Below are 16,680 nucleotides of genomic sequence, written 5' to 3' on the forward strand. Positions count from 1 at the left end.
GGACCGGTGGATGAACATCCAGGAGCGGGCAGATTAACAGATGGCCGACTCGTGCGAATGCCCAGATTTCCCTTCGATCGCAAGGTGTACTCCGCTTTATGGGGTGTAAAGGGCGGATGAACGGTCCAATCCTCTCCCTGATCGAAGGGTGGCTGTCCGTTAGCCGGAAGCTGCCGGCCGGTAGTCGGACACCCCCGCCCCGGCGTCTATGCGCAACGAGGTGACGACGGCGGCGTGGTCCGAGTAGAAGGGGCCAGGTCCGTGCTGCGGAAGGCGGGTGTCGACCGTGTGGGACCCGGCCACCGAGACGCCCGCTCCCCGCGCGAACACGAAGTCGATCCGGTCCGGCGTGATCATGTAGTCGTACTCGGGCAGCGGACTCCACGTCCGGCCGGCGGCCGCGCAGACGTCCGGGTTCGCGGCCCGGTAGGTGTCGGTGAACCCGGCGTCGGTCACCACCTTGGTGGCACGCAGCGCGTAACGCAGGCCGAAGTGGTCCGGGCACCCGGCGTACCGGGACGTCCAGTCGGCGGCCGGCAGGGTGTTGAGGTCTCCGGCGAGGATCACCGGATCGGTGTTGCCGGCCAGCATGGCGGGCAACTGCTCGCGGATGATGTCCGTCACCTGTGGCAGTTGCGCGCCCGACTCGGCGTCACGCACCTCGGCGGGCGAGTACGGGACCGGCCGGCCCGCCCGTACCGCCACCGCGTTCGCGTCGACCATGTCGCCGATCCAGGGGTTGGTGTACCCCAGCCACATGTCGAAGAGGCTGACCTGCCGGCCGCTGGGCAGCTCGACCCGCACGCCGCCGAAGTGGAAGTCGCCCACCACCCCCCCGGACGGCTTCGGGTAGACCTTCGTGACCGGATAGCGCGTGAAGATCCACAGGTTGTCGCTGCGGCCGGCGGTGATACGGGTCGCGCTGTACGCCCCCTTCCCGGCCCGCTGGGTCAGCCCCTCGCGGATGACGTCCGCCGACCCGTACGTCTCGACGGAGAAGAACACGTCCGGGGCGATGGCCACCACCTGGTCCACGACCCGGGGCAGGTTCTCGGCACCGCCGAGGCCGTCGTTCCTGCCGCCGTGGAAGATGTTCCACGCGAGCACGCGGACCTCGTCGGCGGTGGCGCGGCCCGAGGCCGACGCCGGAGCGGGTATCAGGAGGAGCCCGGCGGTGAGCGCGGCACTGAGCGCGAGGACGGCCGGGCGGCGCCATGCGCGGCGCACTGTTCCGAGAGTTCTCATGATGCCAACCAACCATGCCCACATGGCCGTTGGGAGACCGGCGGACGACGGAAAGCGGCCGGAAGTCACCCTCTTGTCGATCAGTCGATTCCGCCGGACAGTACATGCATGGCGATCGTTGTGCTGCTCGGAACCCTCGACACCAAAGGCCTGGAGTACGGCTGGCTGCGCGACCGGCTGCTGCGCCGGGGAGTCGGCGTCCTCGTCGTCGACGCGGGCGTCATCGGCGAACCACGGATACCCGCCGACGTCCCGCGCGCCGAGGTGGCCCGGGCGGCGGGCGCCGACCTGGAGCGGCTACGGGCCGAGGGGGACCGGGGCGCCGCCGTGACCGTGATGGCCCGGGGCGCCGCCGAGACCGTGCGGCGGCTGCACGAGGAGGGCCGCCTGCACGGGGTCCTGGCCATCGGCGGCAGCGGAGGCACGTCCATCGCGACCCGGGCCATGCGCGGACTGCCGCTCGGGGTGCCGAAGGTGATGGTGTCCTCGATGGCCGCCGGTGACGTCTCCGCGTACGTCGGCTCCGCCGACATCACCATGATGTACAGCGTCGTCGACATCGCCGGGATCAACCGCGTGTCCGCGCCCGTCCTGGCGAACGCCGCCGACGCCGTCGCCGGCATGGCCGAGGGCTTCGCCTCCCGGGAGCCCGCGGCCGGCCCCGGCCCCGGCGAGCGGCCGCTGATAGCGGCGAGCATGGCGGGCGTGACGACGCCGGGCGTCGACGCGGCCCGCGAGCGGATGACCGAACTCGGGTACGAGGTGCTGGTCTTCCACGCCAGCGGGGCCGGCGGCCGCACCCTGGAGTCCCTGGCCGGGCAGAAGCTGTTCGCCGGCGTCCTGGACCTGACCCTCTGCGAGCTCGCCGACGAGCACTGCGGCGGCATCCTCACCGCGGGCCCGGACCGGCTCGCCGCCGCCGGGCGCCACGGGATACCCCAGGTGGTCGGCCCGGGCGCGCTCGACATGGTCAAGTTCGGCCCGGCCGACACCGTGCCCGCGCGGGTGCGCGACCGCGACGTACGCGTGCACAACCCCTCCATCACGGTGGTCCGTACGACGCCACAGGAGTGCGCCGAACTCGGCCGCCTGGTCGCGGCCAAGCTGCGCGCCGCCACCGGCCCGACCGCCCTGTGCCTGCCCCTGCGCGGGCTGTCCACCCTGGGCGCGCCCGGCGGGCCCTACCACGACCCGGACACCGACGAGGCGCTGTTCGGCCCGCTCCGCGACGGCCTGCGGGGGAGCGCCGTGGAGGTGGTCGAGGCCGACACGCACCTCAACGACCCGGCCTTCGGCCGTGCCGCCGCCGACCTCCTGCACCGGATGATCACCGCGACCCGGACGGATCGGCCTGCCGTGGCCGCGCCCGTACATGCATCCGCTCGCCCTGACGCCCGAACAGGCTGAGCACCTCCACGGCGCCGTCCCCCGTGCTGCCGAACCAGTGCGGCAGCCGGGTGTCGAACTCGGCGGCCTCGCCCGCGCCCAGCACCAGGTCGTGGTCGGCCAGCACCAGGCGCAGCCGCCCGGACAGCACGTACAGCCACTCGTACCCCTCGTGGGTGCACGGCTGCGGGGTGCTCCGGTCGGGCGGCAGGATCATTTTGAACGCCTGCTGCGGGCCCGGCTGCCGGGTCAGCGGCAGCACGGTGGTGTTGCCGTGCACGGTCCGGGGCGTGAGGCGGACGCGCGGGTCGCCCACCTCGGGCGCGCCGACGAGTTCGTCCAGCGGGACCTGGTGGGCCTGGGCGATGGGCAGCAGGAGCTCCAGGCTGGGGCGGCGCCGGCCGGACTCCAGGCGGGACAGGGTGCTCTTGGAGATGCCGGTGGCCTCCGCGAGCGCGGTCAGGGTGACGCCGCGCCGTGTCCGGATGCCCCTGAGGCGCGGGCCCACCTCGGAGAGGGTGCGGGCGATGGCGGCCGAGTGTTCTTCCCGTTCTTCCACGCCGCCCATTAATCCCCACCGTCCCCCGAACGGCAAAGAAAGTTGCCGTTTCCGGGAACGGCCACCGGGACGGCACCGGGACTTCAGCAGGACGTCACCAGGACACGTCGTCCAGCATCAGTTCGACCGGCTGCCGGGGCCCGGCGGCCGGGGACTGCTCCGTCCACATCACCTTGCCGGTCGGCGTGTACCGGGTGCCCCACCGCTCGGCGAACTGGGACACCAGGAACAGTCCCCGCCCGCCCTCGTCGGTCGTGGCCGCCCGCCGGAGGTGCGGGGAGGTGCTGCTGCCGTCGGAGACCTCGCAGATCAGGCAGCGCTCGTACAGCATCCGCACATGGATCGGCTCCGAGCCGTAACGGATGGCGTTGGTGATCAGCTCACTGAGCATCAGCTCGGTGGTGAACCCGAGGTCCTCCAGCCCCCACTGCTCCAACTGGCGTCCGCACGCGGCCCGGACACGCGCGACGGCCGCCGGGTCCGGGGGCACGTCCCAGTCGGCGACACGCGTGCGGTCCAGCAGGTTGGTGCGCGCCACCAGCAGCGCGATGTCGTCCCGGCGGTGCGGCGGCAGCATGGCGCTGAACACGGCCTGGCACGTCTCCTCCGGCGTCCGGTCCGGGTGCCCGGACAGCGTGTCGCGCAGCACGCGGAGGCCGGTGTCCACGTCTCGGTCGCGGTACTCGATCAGTCCGTCCGTGTAGAGGACGAGCTGGGTGCCCTCGCGCAGGTCCAGCTCCGCCGTCTCGAACGGCAGGCCGCCCAGGCCCAGCGGCGGGAAGACGGGCACCTCGGGGCAGTCCACGGTGCCGTCCGGCAGGACGAGGGCGGGCGCGAAGTGCCCGGCGGTCGCCACGCTGCACCGGCCGGCCACCGGGTCGTAGATGGCGTACAGGCAGGTGGCGCCCGTGATGGCCTCGCCGTCACCGTCGGCGCCCTCCTCCTGGTCGATCCGGGACACCAGCTCGTCGAGGTGGCCCAGCAACTCGTCCGGCGGCAGGTCCAGCGCGGAGAAGTTGTGGACCGCCGTCCGCAGCCGGCCCATCGTGGCGGCGGCGTGCAGGCCGTGCCCCACCACGTCCCCCACGACCAGGGCGACCCGGGCCCCGGGCAGCGGGATGACGTCGAACCAGTCGCCGCCCACCCCGGCCTGCGCCGGCAGATAGCGGTACGCGATGTCCAGCGCGCCCTGCTCGGGCAGGACCCGGGGCAGCAGGCTCCGCTGGAGGGTGACGGCCATGGCGTGCTCGCGGGTGAAGCGGCGCGCGTTGTCGATGGCGACGGCGGCACGGGCGGCCAGCTCCTCCGCGAAGGCCAGGTCCTCCTCCTCGAACCGCTCCGCACGCTGCGAACGCCAGAAATTGGCCATCCCCAGCACCACCCCACGCGCCTGCAACGGCACCGTGATCAGCGAGTGGATCCCGTACGCGAGCGCCTGGTCCGCCCCGGAGGGGTCTTGCGCCCGCCAGCCGTGGGCGACGTTCAGATCGGCCTCCAGCACCGCGTGCCCGCTGGCCAGGGCGGCCGCCATCGGCGTGGTGGGGACGGCGAACCTGATGAGGTCGCCCACCGGCTGGAGCGGGTGGTCGGCACGGATGCCGCTCACCGCCGTGCGCCGCATCTCGGTGTGCGTGCCCGTCGGCTCCTCGCCGCGCAGCACGGGGTCCAGCAGCTCCACCGTGACGAAGTCCGCGAACCCGGGAACCGTCACCTCCGACAGCTCCTCCGCCGTCCGCACCACGTCCAGCGTCGTCCCGATCCGCACCCCCGCCTCGTACAGCAGCTTCAGCCGCTCCCGGGCCACCTCCGCCATCCCGGACACCGCCCGCAGCTCGGTGGTGTCCCGGAGCGTGGCCACCGTGCCGGACGCCCCGCCGTAGGGCGCCGTGGGCCGGGTGTTGACGGCCAGCAGACGGTCCCCCGCCAGGTGCACCTCGTCGGTCACGGTACGGCCCGAGGCCAGCAGCTCGGCCGTGCCGGCGTCCAGGCCGAGTCCCGTGACGGGGCGGCCCTCCGCGTCCGGCGGCAGCTCCAGCAGCCGGCGCGCCTCGTCGTTGGCCAGCGTGAGGCGCCCGTCGTCCCCGATGATCAGCACGCCTTCGCGCGCCGCGTGCAGCACCGCGTCGTGGTGTTCGTACATCCGGGTCATCTCGGTGGGGCCGAGGCCGTGCGTCTGGCGGCGCAGCCGCCGGCTCACCAGCGCCGAGCTGCCGACCGCCAGCGCCAGCGCGCCACCGGCGGAGCCGAGGAGCACCGGCAGGTGGCGGTTGACCGCGTCGCCGACGTTCTCGATCGAGACGCCCGCGCTCACCAGGCCGACGACCGAGCCGTCCGCGGCGGTGACGGGCACGACGGCGCGGGCCGCGTCGTTCGGGGCTCCCTCGAAGATCTCCGTGAACGCCGTCCCCGCCGCCGCCCGCTCGACGTCCTCGGCGCGGCTGCCGATCAGGGACGGGTCGTTGTCGGCGACGCGGGTCCCGTCGGGCGTCATCACCGCGATGAAGTCCAGTCCGGAGCCGTCCCGGGCCCTCGTCACCGACGTCTGGAGCGCGGCGGTCGGGTCGGGGGCCCTCAGCGCCGCCACGGTGCCCGGGGCGTCCGCGAAGGACTCGGCGGCGGCGAGGGACCGGTTCTGGGCGTCCTGCTCGCTGTCGTACCGCGCCTGGAACGCCAGCCCTATCACCGCCGCGGTGATCAGCAGCACCGCGACCAGGATCTGGAGGACCAGCACCTGACCGGCGACGGTACGCACGCCCAGCAGGGACCGCACACCTTCGTGCGGCGGGCGCCGTGCCTTCCCGGGGAGGAGCCGCTGCGGAGCGCCCGGCACGCGTTCCGGGGACGGGCGGCCCGACGCCCGCCTGGTCCGTCCGAGACGTCCGCTCATGCCCCATTTCTAGCACTGCATCCTCGCCCGGAGCGACCCACAGCGGCCCGTCGTGGCGGCGCGGGGCGTCACCCCGAGGCGCTCGTGGCCGCCGGCACCCGCCGGAGGTGTTCCCCGCCCCGGTGAACACATCGGGCGCGGCGCGCGTACCAACGGGCGGACGCGTCCCCCGGTCGCCGACGGCAGCCGGAGTCCGAACGACCAGCAGGAGCAGCGGAGTTGAGTCACAGGCGCATACCCAAGCGAAAAGCCGTCCTCGCGGGAGCGGGGGCGGTCGGCATTGCCGCGGCGGCGATCCTGCTGCCCAACGCCAATGCTTCCCAGTCCGGCCCCGAACCGGGCCAGGTCACCGCCAAGACCATGAGTGCCGCGTCCGCCGCACAGGTGGCCCGGCAACTGGGCCAGTCCCTCGGCGACTCCTACGGCGGGGCGTACTACGACGCCGCCAAGCGGCAGCTCGTCGTCAACGTGGCGGACGGCGACGACGCGGAGAACCGCCGGGTCGAGCAGGCCGGGGCGGTCGCCCGGCCCGTACAGAACAGCACCGGCGAGCTGACGGCGGCCACCCGGACGCTGTCACGCGAGGCGGGCATCCCCGGAACGGCGTGGGCGCTCGACCCCAGAACGAACCAGGTCCTCGTCACCGCCGACCGCACGGTCACCGGCGAACGCTGGGACACGCTGGAGTCGGCGGTCGCGTCCCTGGGGAAGGGCATGGCCCGGATCCAGAAGTCCAAGGGCGAGTTCAAGCCGTTCGTCGACGGCGGCGACGCCATCTTCGGCGGCGGCTCGCGCTGCTCGCTCGGGTTCAACGTCACCACCCAGGACGGGCAGAGCGGGTTCCTCACCGCCGGGCACTGCACCGCCGCGTCCCAGGAGTGGGCGGACGAGAACGGCACGCCGCTCGGTACGGTGCAGCAGAGCGTCTTCCCCGGCGAGGGCGACTTCGGCCTCGTCACGTACGACGACGCGGGCACCGAGGCCCCGAGCGCCGTGGACGTGGGCGGCGGCCGGAAGCTGGAGATCACACAGGCCGCCGAGGCGGCGGTCGGGCAGCAGGTCTTCCGGATGGGCAGCACCACCGGGCTGCGGGACGGACAGGTCACCGGCCTGAACGCCACCGTGAACTACCCGGAGGGCACCGTCACCGGACTGATCCAGACCGACGTGTGCGCCGAGCCCGGCGACAGCGGCGGCTCCCTGTTCACCCGGCAGGGAGAGGCGATCGGCCTCACGTCGGGCGGCAGCGGAAACTGCGACGTGGGCGGTGAGACCTTCTTCCAGCCCGTGACGACCGCCCTCGCCGCGGTCGGCGCCCGCATCGGCGACGGCTGACGCCCGGGCATGCCCCCGGCGCACGAGGGCCGGGGGCTACGCGGACGGGATGAGCAGCAGGGGCATCCACCGCTTCCGGGGGGCGTCCGGCCCGGAAGGGGCGGGGCGGGGGCCGCGGCGGCCGCGCACCATCAGGGTCAGCGCGGCCATCGTGACCGCGGTGCCGGCCAGGCCCATGGGCGTCACCGGCCGTCGCTGTCGCCCCATCGTGGGTCGTCCCATCGTGGTCCTCCCTCGCTCGGTCCACCGGACAGCGTCCCCCGCCGGGGCCCCCGCGGCAGCCGCACGGGCCCGGGCGGGGCCACAAGCCGCTCGCCCGGCCTAGTGCGTCACCGCCCGGGATTCGGCCGGCCGGGGGAATCCGGGTGTCTCCGCACCGGCCGGGGCGGCCGATCCAGCAAGGTGAGAGGCATGTCCTCGTACCCATCCGCCGACGTGACGCCGGTCGCCCCCCACTCCCCGGCGCTGCCGGGACCCCGCATGGGCACCCCGCTGGCCGGGCGGGTGTTCACCGCCCTGCACGACCGGAAGCTGGTCTACAACGCGTGCTGGGAGGACCCGGCCCTCGACCGCGCGGCCCTCGCCCTCGGGCCCGACGACCACGTCCTGGTCATCACCAGCGGCGGCTGCAACGCGCTGGACTACCTGCTCGCCGGAGCCGGCAAGGTCACCGCCGTCGACGTCAACCCGCGCCAGAACGCCCTGCTGGAACTGAAGGCGGCCGGCATCCGGCGCCTGTCGCACGCCGAGTTCTTCGAACTCTTCGGCGCCGGGCGCTCCCTACGGGCCCGCGAGATGTACCGGGACACACTGCGACCCGACTTGTCGCCCTTCGCGCGGCGGTACTGGGACGGCTACATCGACGCCTTCGCCGGCCGGGGCTGGCGCAACTCCTTCTACTACCGTGGCACCTCCGGCTTCCTGGCCAAGGGCCTGATGCTCTTCCTCCGCCGCTTCCAGGGCCTCGGCCCGCACCTGGAGGAACTGCTGGCCGCCCCCACCCTGGAGCGGCAGCGGCACATCTACGAGTCCCGGCTGCGCGACAAGCTCTGGGCGCCGGCGAAGCTGGCCGCACAGCCCCTCGCCCTCAACCTCGCCGGGGTCCCGCCCGAGCAGCGCCGGGAGATCGCCGAGGAGTACGCGGGCGGCACCGTCCAGCTCGTTCACGACGGGTTCGACGCGATCTTCGGCAGGCTGCCCATCGCCGACAACTACTTCTGGCGCGCCTACATCACCGGCTCCTACACCGCGACCTGCTGCCCCGAGTACCTGAAGGCCGCGAACTTCGCCCGCCTCCGGGACGCCCTGCCGCGCCTGGACGTGCGCACCGCGTCCGTCACCGGGTTCCTGTCGGAGGACCGGCCCCGGGCGGGGATCTCCAAGTTCGTGCTGCTGGACCACATGGACTGGATGGGCTGGCGCGACCAGCCGGCCCTGGCCCAGGAGTGGCAGGCCATCCTCGACGCGGCCCGCCCCGGCGCCCGGGTGATCTACCGCAGCGCCGGACTGCGCACCCGCTACCTCGACCCCGTACGCGTCACGCACGAGGGCCGTACCCGCAAGCTGACCGACCTGCTCCACCGCCACCCGGAGCTGGCCGCCCGGCTGCACGAGCGGGACCGGGTGCACACCTACGGCAGCTTCCACATCGCCGACCTGCCCTGAAGGGACCCGCATGGGACTCCGGTCCGACCTGCGCACCATCCGTCACATGGCCTTCCCCCGCGTCTCGGGCACGACGCCCGCCGAGCGCATGGAGTCGTACTACCGCTCCACGGCCCACGAGTACGACGCCTTCCGCGAGCGCATGCTGCACGGCCGCCGCGAGCTGATGGGCCTGCTCCCCACCGCTCCGGGAGCCCATCTGGTCGACATGGGGGCGGGTACCGGCAGCAACATCGGCCACCTCGACGAGCGGCGCCGCAAGGAGTGCCGGCGGATCACCCTCGTGGACGTCTCGGCCTCGATGCTGGACGTGGCGCGCCGGCGCGTCGAACGGTCCGGCTGGGACAACGTGGAGACCGTCCTCGCGAGCGCCACCGACTACCGGCCGGATGACGGCCCGGCCGACGTCGTGATGTTCTCCTACGCGCTGACGATGATGCCCGACTGGTTCGCGGCCGTGGACCACGCCCGTGCCATCCTCCGGCCCGGCGGGACCATCGCCGTCTGCGACTTCTACGTCTCGCGCAAGCACCCCGGCGGGGGAGCGCGGCACGCCGCGTGGCGGCGCCACCTGTGGCCCGCCTGGTTCAGCCACAACAACGTCTTCCTGTCCCCGGACCACCTCCCCTACCTCCGCGCCCGGTTCACCACCGGCCACGTACGCGAAGCTCTCGCCCCGGTCCCGTACCTCCCGGCCCGTGTGCCGTACTACCTCTTCACCGGCACCAAGGACTGAAGGGCGGGCCGGGCGGCGGGCAGCCACCAGTTGGCCCGGCCGAGCAGCGCCATCAGGGCCGGTGCCAGCAGCAGCCGGATCACCGTGGCGTCCACGAACACCGCCACGGCCAGACCCACGCCCACGACCTTCAGCAGCAGCAGCCCCGATGCCGCCAGCGCCGCCATGACGACGATGACGACCAGCGCGGACGCCGTGAACAGACCGGCCGTGTGCTGCACCGCCCGCGCCACCGCCTGCCGCGTCGAGGCGCCCGCCTCGTGCTCCTCCACCGTCCGCGACAGCAGCAGTACCTCGTAGTCCATCGACAGTCCGAACGCCACGCACAGCACCAGCACGGGGACGACCGTGTCGGTCACCCCCGTCGCCGTGAAACCGCCGAGCCAGCCACTCAGGTGCCCCTCCTGGAACACCCAGACCATCACGCCGAAGGTGGCGCTCAGGCTCAGGACATTGAGGACGAGCGCCTTCAGCGGCAGCACCACACTGCGCGTGCACCACCCCAGCAACAGCAGCGTCACCACGGCGATCAGCGACAGCGCCGGAACCACCCCGGCCCGGATGGTGTCGCCCAGGTCCGCCAGCCACGCCTGCGTACCGCCCACCAGCGCGGGCACCGGCGAGGAGACGGCCCGCACCGCCCGTACCACCTCCGCGCCCGCGGCCGTCTCCGGACCCACGTCGGTCACGACCGCCGCCCACGCCCCCGCCGCCGACGCGTAACCGTGCCCCGGCTCGGCCGGCCTCACCCGCCGGCCCTCCCGGTACGTCCCCGTCGCCGTCTCCACCCGCGCCACGTGCTCCAGCCGGGCCAGCCGCCTGGCGTAACCGTCCAGCGCGACGGCGCCCGCGCGGGCGTCCAGCCCGGGCAGCACCACCTGCACCGGGCTGAGCGCCTGGTGGTCGAAGTCCCGGCGCACCGTCTCCGTCGCCTGCCGGGTCGCCGAAGCGGCGGGCAGGGCCCGGTCGTCGAACGTGCCGAACCGGGCGCCCGCGAACGGCAGGACCAGCGCGGTCAGCAGCACGCCCAGCACCAGGACCACCGGCACCGGGCGGCGCATCACCCCGTACGCGAGGCGGTACCAGCGGCCGCCGTCCGGGGCCGCCCAGGACCGCCTGCCGCGCACCGACAGCGCGTCGATCCGCGGGCCCAGCAGGAACAGCGCGGCGGGCAGCGCGGTGATCGCGAGCAGGGCGCTCAGCGCCACCACGGTGATGCCGCCGTACGCCACCGAACGCAGCATGCCGAGCGGGAACAGCAGCAGCGCGCCCAGGCTGCCGATCACCGTCAGCGCGGAGCACACCACCGTACGACCGGTGGTGCACACGGTGGCCACCAGCGCCTGGTGCGCGGCCTCCGACCGGTCGCCCTCTTCCCGGTACCGCGCCCGCTCCTCCCGGTAGCGGGCCAGCATGAACAGGCTGAAGTCGACCGCCAGCGCGAACCCGAGCGCCGTGGTCAGGTTCAGCGCGATCACCGACACCGTCGTCAGACCGGACAGCCCGCTCAGGAACGCGGCCGCGCCCACCACCGCGCACAGTCCGACCAGCAGCGCCAGGCCCGCCGCGACGACGCCCCCGAAGACCACCACGAGCACGGCCGCCGTCAGCGGCGCCGCCAGCAGCTCGGTGCGCCGGAGATCCAGCCGGCTCTGCCGCTCGATCGCCAGCCCCACCGGGGTGGCCCCCGTCGCCGAGACCGCCAGCGGACCGTGACGGCCCGTCAGCTCCCGCAGTAGCGGCTCCACGTCCTTGTGCGCCGTCGCCTCACTGCTCGCCACCCGCAGCAGCACCAGCGCCGCGCGCCCGTCACGGCCGCGCAACGAGGCGGGACGGTGCGGCCAGTACGAGCGGACCTCCACCACCTTCGGCAGTCGCCGCGCCCGCTCCGCGAGCCGCGTCCCGGCGCGCACCGCCGCCGCGTCGTCCACCGACCCGCCTGTCGTGGCCACCAGCGTCACGCTCGGGCTCCCGCTGCGGAACGCCGTGGACAGCGTGTGCTCGGCCCGCGCCGACTCGGCGCCCGGCGCCGTCGTACCGCCGTGGTAGAGGTTCTCGCCCACACCCACGGCCGCCACGGCCGCGAGCAGCAGCGCGCAGCCGGTCAGCACCAGCGTACGGACGGGGAAGCGCAGTACCAGTTCGGCGAGGGAGCCCAGCGGGTCGGCGGGCAGGAGGCTCAGGCGCCGTTTCACCATCCCGGACCGCACATGTGTCTCCTCGCCTGGACTGGGAGCCTGGACTGGGACTCCTCAACCTCCCACACGGCCCACCGGGACGCTCGGCGCGACCCGGCGGGTGTACTCGGACGGGGGAAACGGGGCATCAGACCCCGTCGGGCTCCGGATCGGCCTGCGGACGCGCGTGCGACACGGCCCGGGTGTGGATGAACAGGTCCTGCCGGCCGGGCGGTGTGGCGCTGTGCTTGGGCAGCGGCAGCTCGTACCGCACCTGCCGCTCGTGGTCCGCCAGTTGGCGCCGTACGTTGTAGACGCTGCCGAACTTCCACAGCATCCGCGCGAAGTTCGTCTGGCCCCGGGCGAGGTTGCGGCCCAGCACACCCAGGGCGCCGATGGCGTTGCTCAGCCCCAGGTGCTTGCGGTTGAGCACGGCCTGCGTGCGCACGAGCTCCCGGTAGAACTCCTCCAGGGACAGGGTGGTGGGCACGACGGCGTGCTGGATGTCGAAGAGCCGGTAGTCACGGGTCGTCAACTGGCGGGACTCGGTGTGCCAGATCTCGGTGCCCGGGTACGGCGTCATCACCGTCAGGTGCACGATCTCGGGGACGGACAGCGCGAACTCCCGCACGAGACGGAAGCGTTCGGCGTCCCAGGCCGGGTCGACGATCAGGTTGATGGCCACCATGATGCCCAGTCGGCGGGCCGTCTCCAGGGCCTTGAAGTTGTCGTCCGGGCTCACCCGCTTGCGGTAGAGGTCCAGCCCCTCGGCGTCCAGCGCCTCCATGCCGAGGAACATGTACCGCAGGCCGAGCCGCGTCCAGCGGGCGAAGACCTCCTCGTTGCGCAGCAGGACGTCGCTGCGCGTCTCCAGGTAGTACTGCTTGCGGATGCGCCGCCGCTCCAGCTCGGCGGCGATGCCGTCGCCGTGCTCCGGCCGGATGAAGGCCACGTCGTCCACGATGAAGACGTTCGGCTCCCTGATCGACGCCATCTCGTCGGCCGCGCCCTCGGGGGACGCCTTGCGGTAGCTGCGTCCGTAGAACGTCCACGCCGAGCAGAAGGAGCAGTCCCAGGGGCAGCCCCGGGTGAACTCGATCGACGCGCACGGGTCCAGTTCCCCGATGAAGTAGCGGTTGCGCTTGCGCATCAGGTCGCGGGCGGGCCGGGGGGTGTCCAGGCTGTCGAGCAGCTTCGGGGCGGGGCCGCGCCCCTCCGCGCAGACGACGCCCGGGACGTCCTTCAGCCCGCCGTCGCGCGCCGCCGCCAGCAGCGGCTCGACGGCCGGCTCGCCCTCGCCGCGTACGATCGCGTCGACCGCGCCCTCGGCCTGCTCCAGCACGTGCTCGGCGATGAACGAGACGCTGTGGCCGCCCAGGAAGACGAAGCAGCCGGGGGAGGCGGCCTTGGCGTGGTGGGCGATCTCGATCGCCTCGGGGATGTTGGCCAGGTAGTTCAGCGAGATGCCCACCGCCTCGGGCGCGAACGACTCCAGCTCGCGGTCGAGCAGGGAGCGCGAGAGCACCTGGAGGTCCACCACCCGTACCTCGTGACCGGCGTCGCGTGCCGCCGCGGCCACCCGTTCCAGGCCCAGTGGCTCCAGCCGCAAGAAGATCTCCGAGTACATCAGGGCACTCGGGTGAACCAGCATCACGCGCATCTCAGTCTCCAGCCGACGGCGGCACAGGGCAGCTACGTGAACCATTTCTGCCCCTTTTGTCAGATTTCTTGCTGGAGGCACGCCGGGGGCCGGGGATACAGCACGCCCCGTCCCAGGCGCCCCGCGCGCCATCGGCCCCGGCCCGGTGGCGCTCTTGTGGCACGGCCGGGCAGCCGCCAGGGTGAACCCATCCGGCCGTCCCCTCCCGATCGGAGCGACCGTGGCCCCCTACCCCCTGCCCCACCAGCGGACCGGCGACGGACCCCACCCGGTCCTCGCCGTGCACGGCTGGTTCGCCGACCGCACCGCATACGCGCCCGTACTCGCCGACCTCGACCGCACCGCCTTCAGCTACGCCCTCGTCGACCTGCGCGGCTACGGCGAGGCCAAGGACGCCCCCGGCCCGTACTCCACCGCCGAGGCGGCGGCTGACCTGCTGGCCCTCGCCGACCGGCTCGGCTGGGACCGGTTCTCGGTCGTCGGGCACTCCATGGGCGGCAGCGTCGCCCAGCGCGTCCTGGCCGCCGCGCCCGGCCGGGTCCGCCGGCTCGTTGGCATCTCCCCGGTCCCGGCGGCCGGGCTGCTGATGCCGCCCGAGCAGTGGGAGCTGTTCACCGGGGCCGCCGAAAACCCGGGCAACCGCCGCGCCATCATCGACGCCACCACCGGCGGCAACCGCCCCGCCGCCTGGCTCGACCGCATGGTGCGCCGCTCCCTGGAACGCAGCGACCCCACGGCGTTCCGCGCCTGGCTCGACTCCTGGGCCCGCGAGGACTTCCACGCCGAGGTGGCGGGCAGCGACGTACCCGCCCTCGCCGTGGTGGGCGCGCTCGACCCGGCGCTCGGCGCCGAGCTGATGCGCCGCACCTGGCTGCGCTGCTACCCCAAGGGCCGTGTCACCGAACTGCCCCGCGCCGGCCACTACGCCATGGACGAGACACCGCTGGAACTCATCCGCGTCGTCGAGGACTTCCTGCGCGCGGACGGCCCCGCGTGAGCGTCCCCGTGCCGCCCGATGTCTTCGACCCCCGGCTGTACGGGCGCGGCATCCCGCACGACGCCTACCGGGAGCTGCGCGACCGCGCCCCGGTGGCCTGGCAGGACGAGTACGAGGTGCTGGGCTGGCCCGCCGGGCCCGGCTTCTGGGCGGTGACGCGCCACAGCGACGTCGTACGGGTCCTCAAGGACGCCCGCACCTTCTCCTCGCACCTGGGCGCCACGCAGCTCCGCGACCCGGACCCGGCCGACCTGCCGTTCATCCGCCGCATGATGCTCAATCAGGACCCGCCCGCCCACGGCCGGCTGCGGCGTCTGGTCAGCCGCGCCTTCACCCCCGGCCGGATCGACCGCTTCGAGGCCACCGCCCGGCGGCGGGCCCGCGACCTGCTCACCGCCGCGTACGCCACCGCCCGCGACGGGGACGGCACCGTGGACGTGGTCCACCCCGTCACCGACGAGTACGCCCTGCTCAACCTCACCGACCTGCTCGGCGTGCCGAGGAGCGACCGCGGGCTGCTGCTCACCTGGACCGAGCGCGTCATCGCCTACCAGGACCCGGACGAGCCGCCGGTACTCGGACCCGACGGCACCCCCGTCAACCCCCGCTCGCCCGCCATGCTGAAGGAGATGTTCGACTACGCCCAGGGCCTCGCGGCGTACAAGCGCGACCACCCCGGCGACGACGTCATGACGTCGCTCGCCCACGCGGACCTGTCCGACGGCGAGCTGGAGATGTTCTTCTTCCTGCTCACCGTCGCCGGGAACGACACCGTGCGCAGCGCCGCCCCCGGCGGGATGCTCGCGCTCGCCGCGCAGCCCGAGGCGCAACGAGGGCTGCGGGCAGGGCGGTTCGCCGTCGGGACCGCCGTCGAGGAGCTGCTGCGGGTGCACCCGCCCGTGCTGCACATCCGCCGCACGGCGGCCGAGGAGTGCGTCCTGCACGGCCGGCGGGTGCGCCGGGGCGACAAGGTGGTCGTCTTCCACGCCTCCGCCAACCACGACGAACGGGTGTTCCCCGACCCGCACCGCCTGGACCTCGCCCGCTCGCCCAATCCGCACGTGTCGTTCGGCGACGGCCCGCACGTCTGCCTGGGCGCCCACTTCGCCCGGCTCCAACTGCGGGTCCTGCACGAGGAGGCGCTGCGCGTGCTGCCGCCCTACGAACCGGCGGCCCCGCCCCGGCGCCTGGTCTCCAACTTCATCAACGGCCTGAAGTCGCTGCCCCTACGCCTTCTTGGATGAGACCAGCACGCCGACCTTGTCGATGCGGTGCTCGGGGTTGCCCTTGGCGTCCCGCCAGAAGTTGCCCGCCGCGTCGTCCTCGGGCGTCGCGCACGTCGACACGGTGATCATCGCCTTCACCGGCCGCTCGCCCGGCTTGCCCGGGACCGGGGCCCGCTGCTCGGCGAGGGACCGCTCGGAGCGGAAGGACGTCTTACGGGTCTCGGTGATCCGGTACTCGTGGACGGTGCCGCCCGCGGTGACGAAGACCGACTCGCCCACCTTCAGAGCCGGCAGGTCGCGCAGCGGGCCGCCGGCGGAGAGGCGGTGTGCCGTGACGAGGTAGTTGCCGACCTCGCCGGGCCCCACACCGCCACGCGGCCCGTACGGGCTGGCGGCCACGCCACGGTCCTGGATCCTGGTGCCCGGCCAGTCGTCGGTCGTCCCCTGGTACGGCACGACCCGCAGCTCCTCGACGCCGATGGCGGGGATGGCCAGCACGGCGGTCCGGGTGCGCGCCGTCTCATCCGGCGACGGCTCGGGGGAGGGCGCGACGGGGACGGCAGGGGCGGCGGGCGCCTTGGGCGCCTCGGGTGGCGCGGGCTTCGCGGGTTTCGCGGGTTTTGCGGGCGCCGGGTCCACGACGGCCGCCGCGGAGGCCGGGGCGGTGGGCGCGGTGCGCTCGGCGGCGCCGCTGCCGCCTGCGGCACAACCGACGAGCGCGACGATGATGGCGCTCGTGAGCGCGGCGGAAGCGGTGCGGACCTTCAGCATGGGGCTCCGGAGGGGGGCCGGGGACGGGACGGTCAC

At 73.6% G+C, this 16,680-nt stretch carries 13 protein-coding genes; 6 read left to right on the forward strand and 7 right to left on the reverse strand.

Features of this window, described 5'->3' with window-relative positions; translation table 11 throughout:
* Positions 1-159 precede the first annotated feature (159 nt).
* On the reverse strand, positions 160-1,245 hold the full coding sequence (locus AB0J57_RS06585) for an endonuclease/exonuclease/phosphatase family protein (protein WP_366126876.1): 1,086 nt from the start codon (positions 1,243-1,245) through the stop codon (positions 160-162).
* A 108-nt stretch (positions 1,246-1,353) separates the two neighbouring features.
* Between AB0J57_RS06585 and AB0J57_RS06590 the strand changes: the two genes are divergently transcribed.
* A complete protein-coding gene (locus AB0J57_RS06590) occupies positions 1,354-2,652 on the forward strand; it encodes a Tm-1-like ATP-binding domain-containing protein (RefSeq protein WP_366126877.1) in 1,299 nt (432 codons plus the stop codon).
* Here the strand turns inward: AB0J57_RS06590 and AB0J57_RS06595 are convergent.
* Both AB0J57_RS06595 and AB0J57_RS06600 read right to left on the reverse strand, forming a co-directional pair.
* Complete coding sequence (locus AB0J57_RS06595; RefSeq protein ID WP_366126878.1) at positions 2,573-3,199, reverse strand: XRE family transcriptional regulator; 627 nt, start codon at positions 3,197-3,199, stop codon at positions 2,573-2,575. The two genes, AB0J57_RS06590 and AB0J57_RS06595, sit on opposite strands and share 80 nt — an antisense overlap.
* A gap of 85 nt (positions 3,200-3,284) precedes the next feature.
* Positions 3,285-6,077, reverse strand: coding sequence for a SpoIIE family protein phosphatase (locus AB0J57_RS06600; protein ID WP_366126879.1), 2,793 nt, complete (start codon positions 6,075-6,077; stop codon positions 3,285-3,287).
* 219 nt (positions 6,078-6,296) lie between these two features.
* On the opposite strand from AB0J57_RS06600, the gene AB0J57_RS06605 reads away from it, so the two are divergent.
* Positions 6,297-7,412, forward strand: a complete 1,116-nt coding sequence (locus tag AB0J57_RS06605) for a S1 family peptidase (RefSeq protein ID WP_366126880.1) — start codon at positions 6,297-6,299, stop codon at positions 7,410-7,412.
* A gap of 36 nt (positions 7,413-7,448) precedes the next feature.
* On the opposite strand, the gene AB0J57_RS06610 is transcribed toward AB0J57_RS06605, so the two are convergent.
* The gene (locus AB0J57_RS06610) at positions 7,449-7,634 is read right to left on the reverse strand and encodes a hypothetical protein (protein ID WP_366126881.1); all 186 of its coding nucleotides are present in this window, start codon (positions 7,632-7,634) and stop codon (positions 7,449-7,451) included.
* 189 nt (positions 7,635-7,823) lie between these two features.
* On the opposite strand from AB0J57_RS06610, the gene AB0J57_RS06615 reads away from it, so the two are divergent.
* A complete protein-coding gene (locus tag AB0J57_RS06615) occupies positions 7,824-9,077 on the forward strand; it encodes a BtaA family protein (protein ID WP_366126882.1) in 1,254 nt (417 codons plus the stop codon).
* Positions 9,078-9,087: 10 nt separating this feature from the next.
* Positions 9,088-9,813: a class I SAM-dependent methyltransferase gene (locus AB0J57_RS06620; RefSeq protein ID WP_366126883.1), complete on the forward strand. Its 726-nt coding sequence runs from the start codon at positions 9,088-9,090 to the stop codon at positions 9,811-9,813.
* Here AB0J57_RS06620 and AB0J57_RS06625 read toward each other — a convergent pair.
* A complete protein-coding gene (locus tag AB0J57_RS06625) occupies positions 9,786-12,023 on the reverse strand; it encodes an MMPL family transporter (RefSeq protein WP_366126884.1) in 2,238 nt (745 codons plus the stop codon). The two genes, AB0J57_RS06620 and AB0J57_RS06625, sit on opposite strands and share 28 nt — an antisense overlap.
* A 115-nt stretch (positions 12,024-12,138) precedes the next feature.
* Positions 12,139-13,650 (reverse strand): hopanoid C-3 methylase HpnR, encoded by a 1,512-nt coding sequence (gene hpnR / locus AB0J57_RS06630; RefSeq protein ID WP_366126886.1) that lies wholly within the window; start codon positions 13,648-13,650, stop codon positions 12,139-12,141.
* 220 nt (positions 13,651-13,870) lie between these two features.
* On the opposite strand from hpnR, the gene AB0J57_RS06635 reads away from it, so the two are divergent.
* The gene (locus AB0J57_RS06635; RefSeq protein WP_366126887.1) at positions 13,871-14,647 is read left to right on the forward strand and encodes an alpha/beta hydrolase; all 777 of its coding nucleotides are present in this window, start codon (positions 13,871-13,873) and stop codon (positions 14,645-14,647) included.
* Positions 14,644-15,891 (forward strand): cytochrome P450, encoded by a 1,248-nt coding sequence (locus tag AB0J57_RS06640; RefSeq protein WP_366126888.1) that lies wholly within the window; start codon positions 14,644-14,646, stop codon positions 15,889-15,891. Before AB0J57_RS06635 ends, AB0J57_RS06640 begins: the two co-directional genes overlap by 4 nt.
* On the opposite strand, the gene AB0J57_RS06645 is transcribed toward AB0J57_RS06640, so the two are convergent.
* Positions 15,874-16,644, reverse strand: a complete 771-nt coding sequence (locus AB0J57_RS06645; RefSeq protein WP_366126889.1) for a class E sortase — start codon at positions 16,642-16,644, stop codon at positions 15,874-15,876. The two genes, AB0J57_RS06640 and AB0J57_RS06645, sit on opposite strands and share 18 nt — an antisense overlap.
* Positions 16,645-16,680: the final 36 nt, after the last annotated feature.

The sequence above is a fragment of the Streptomyces sp. NPDC049837 genome (genome assembly GCF_040674455.1).
Taxonomy (GTDB): Bacteria; Actinomycetota; Actinomycetes; order Streptomycetales; family Streptomycetaceae; genus Streptomyces.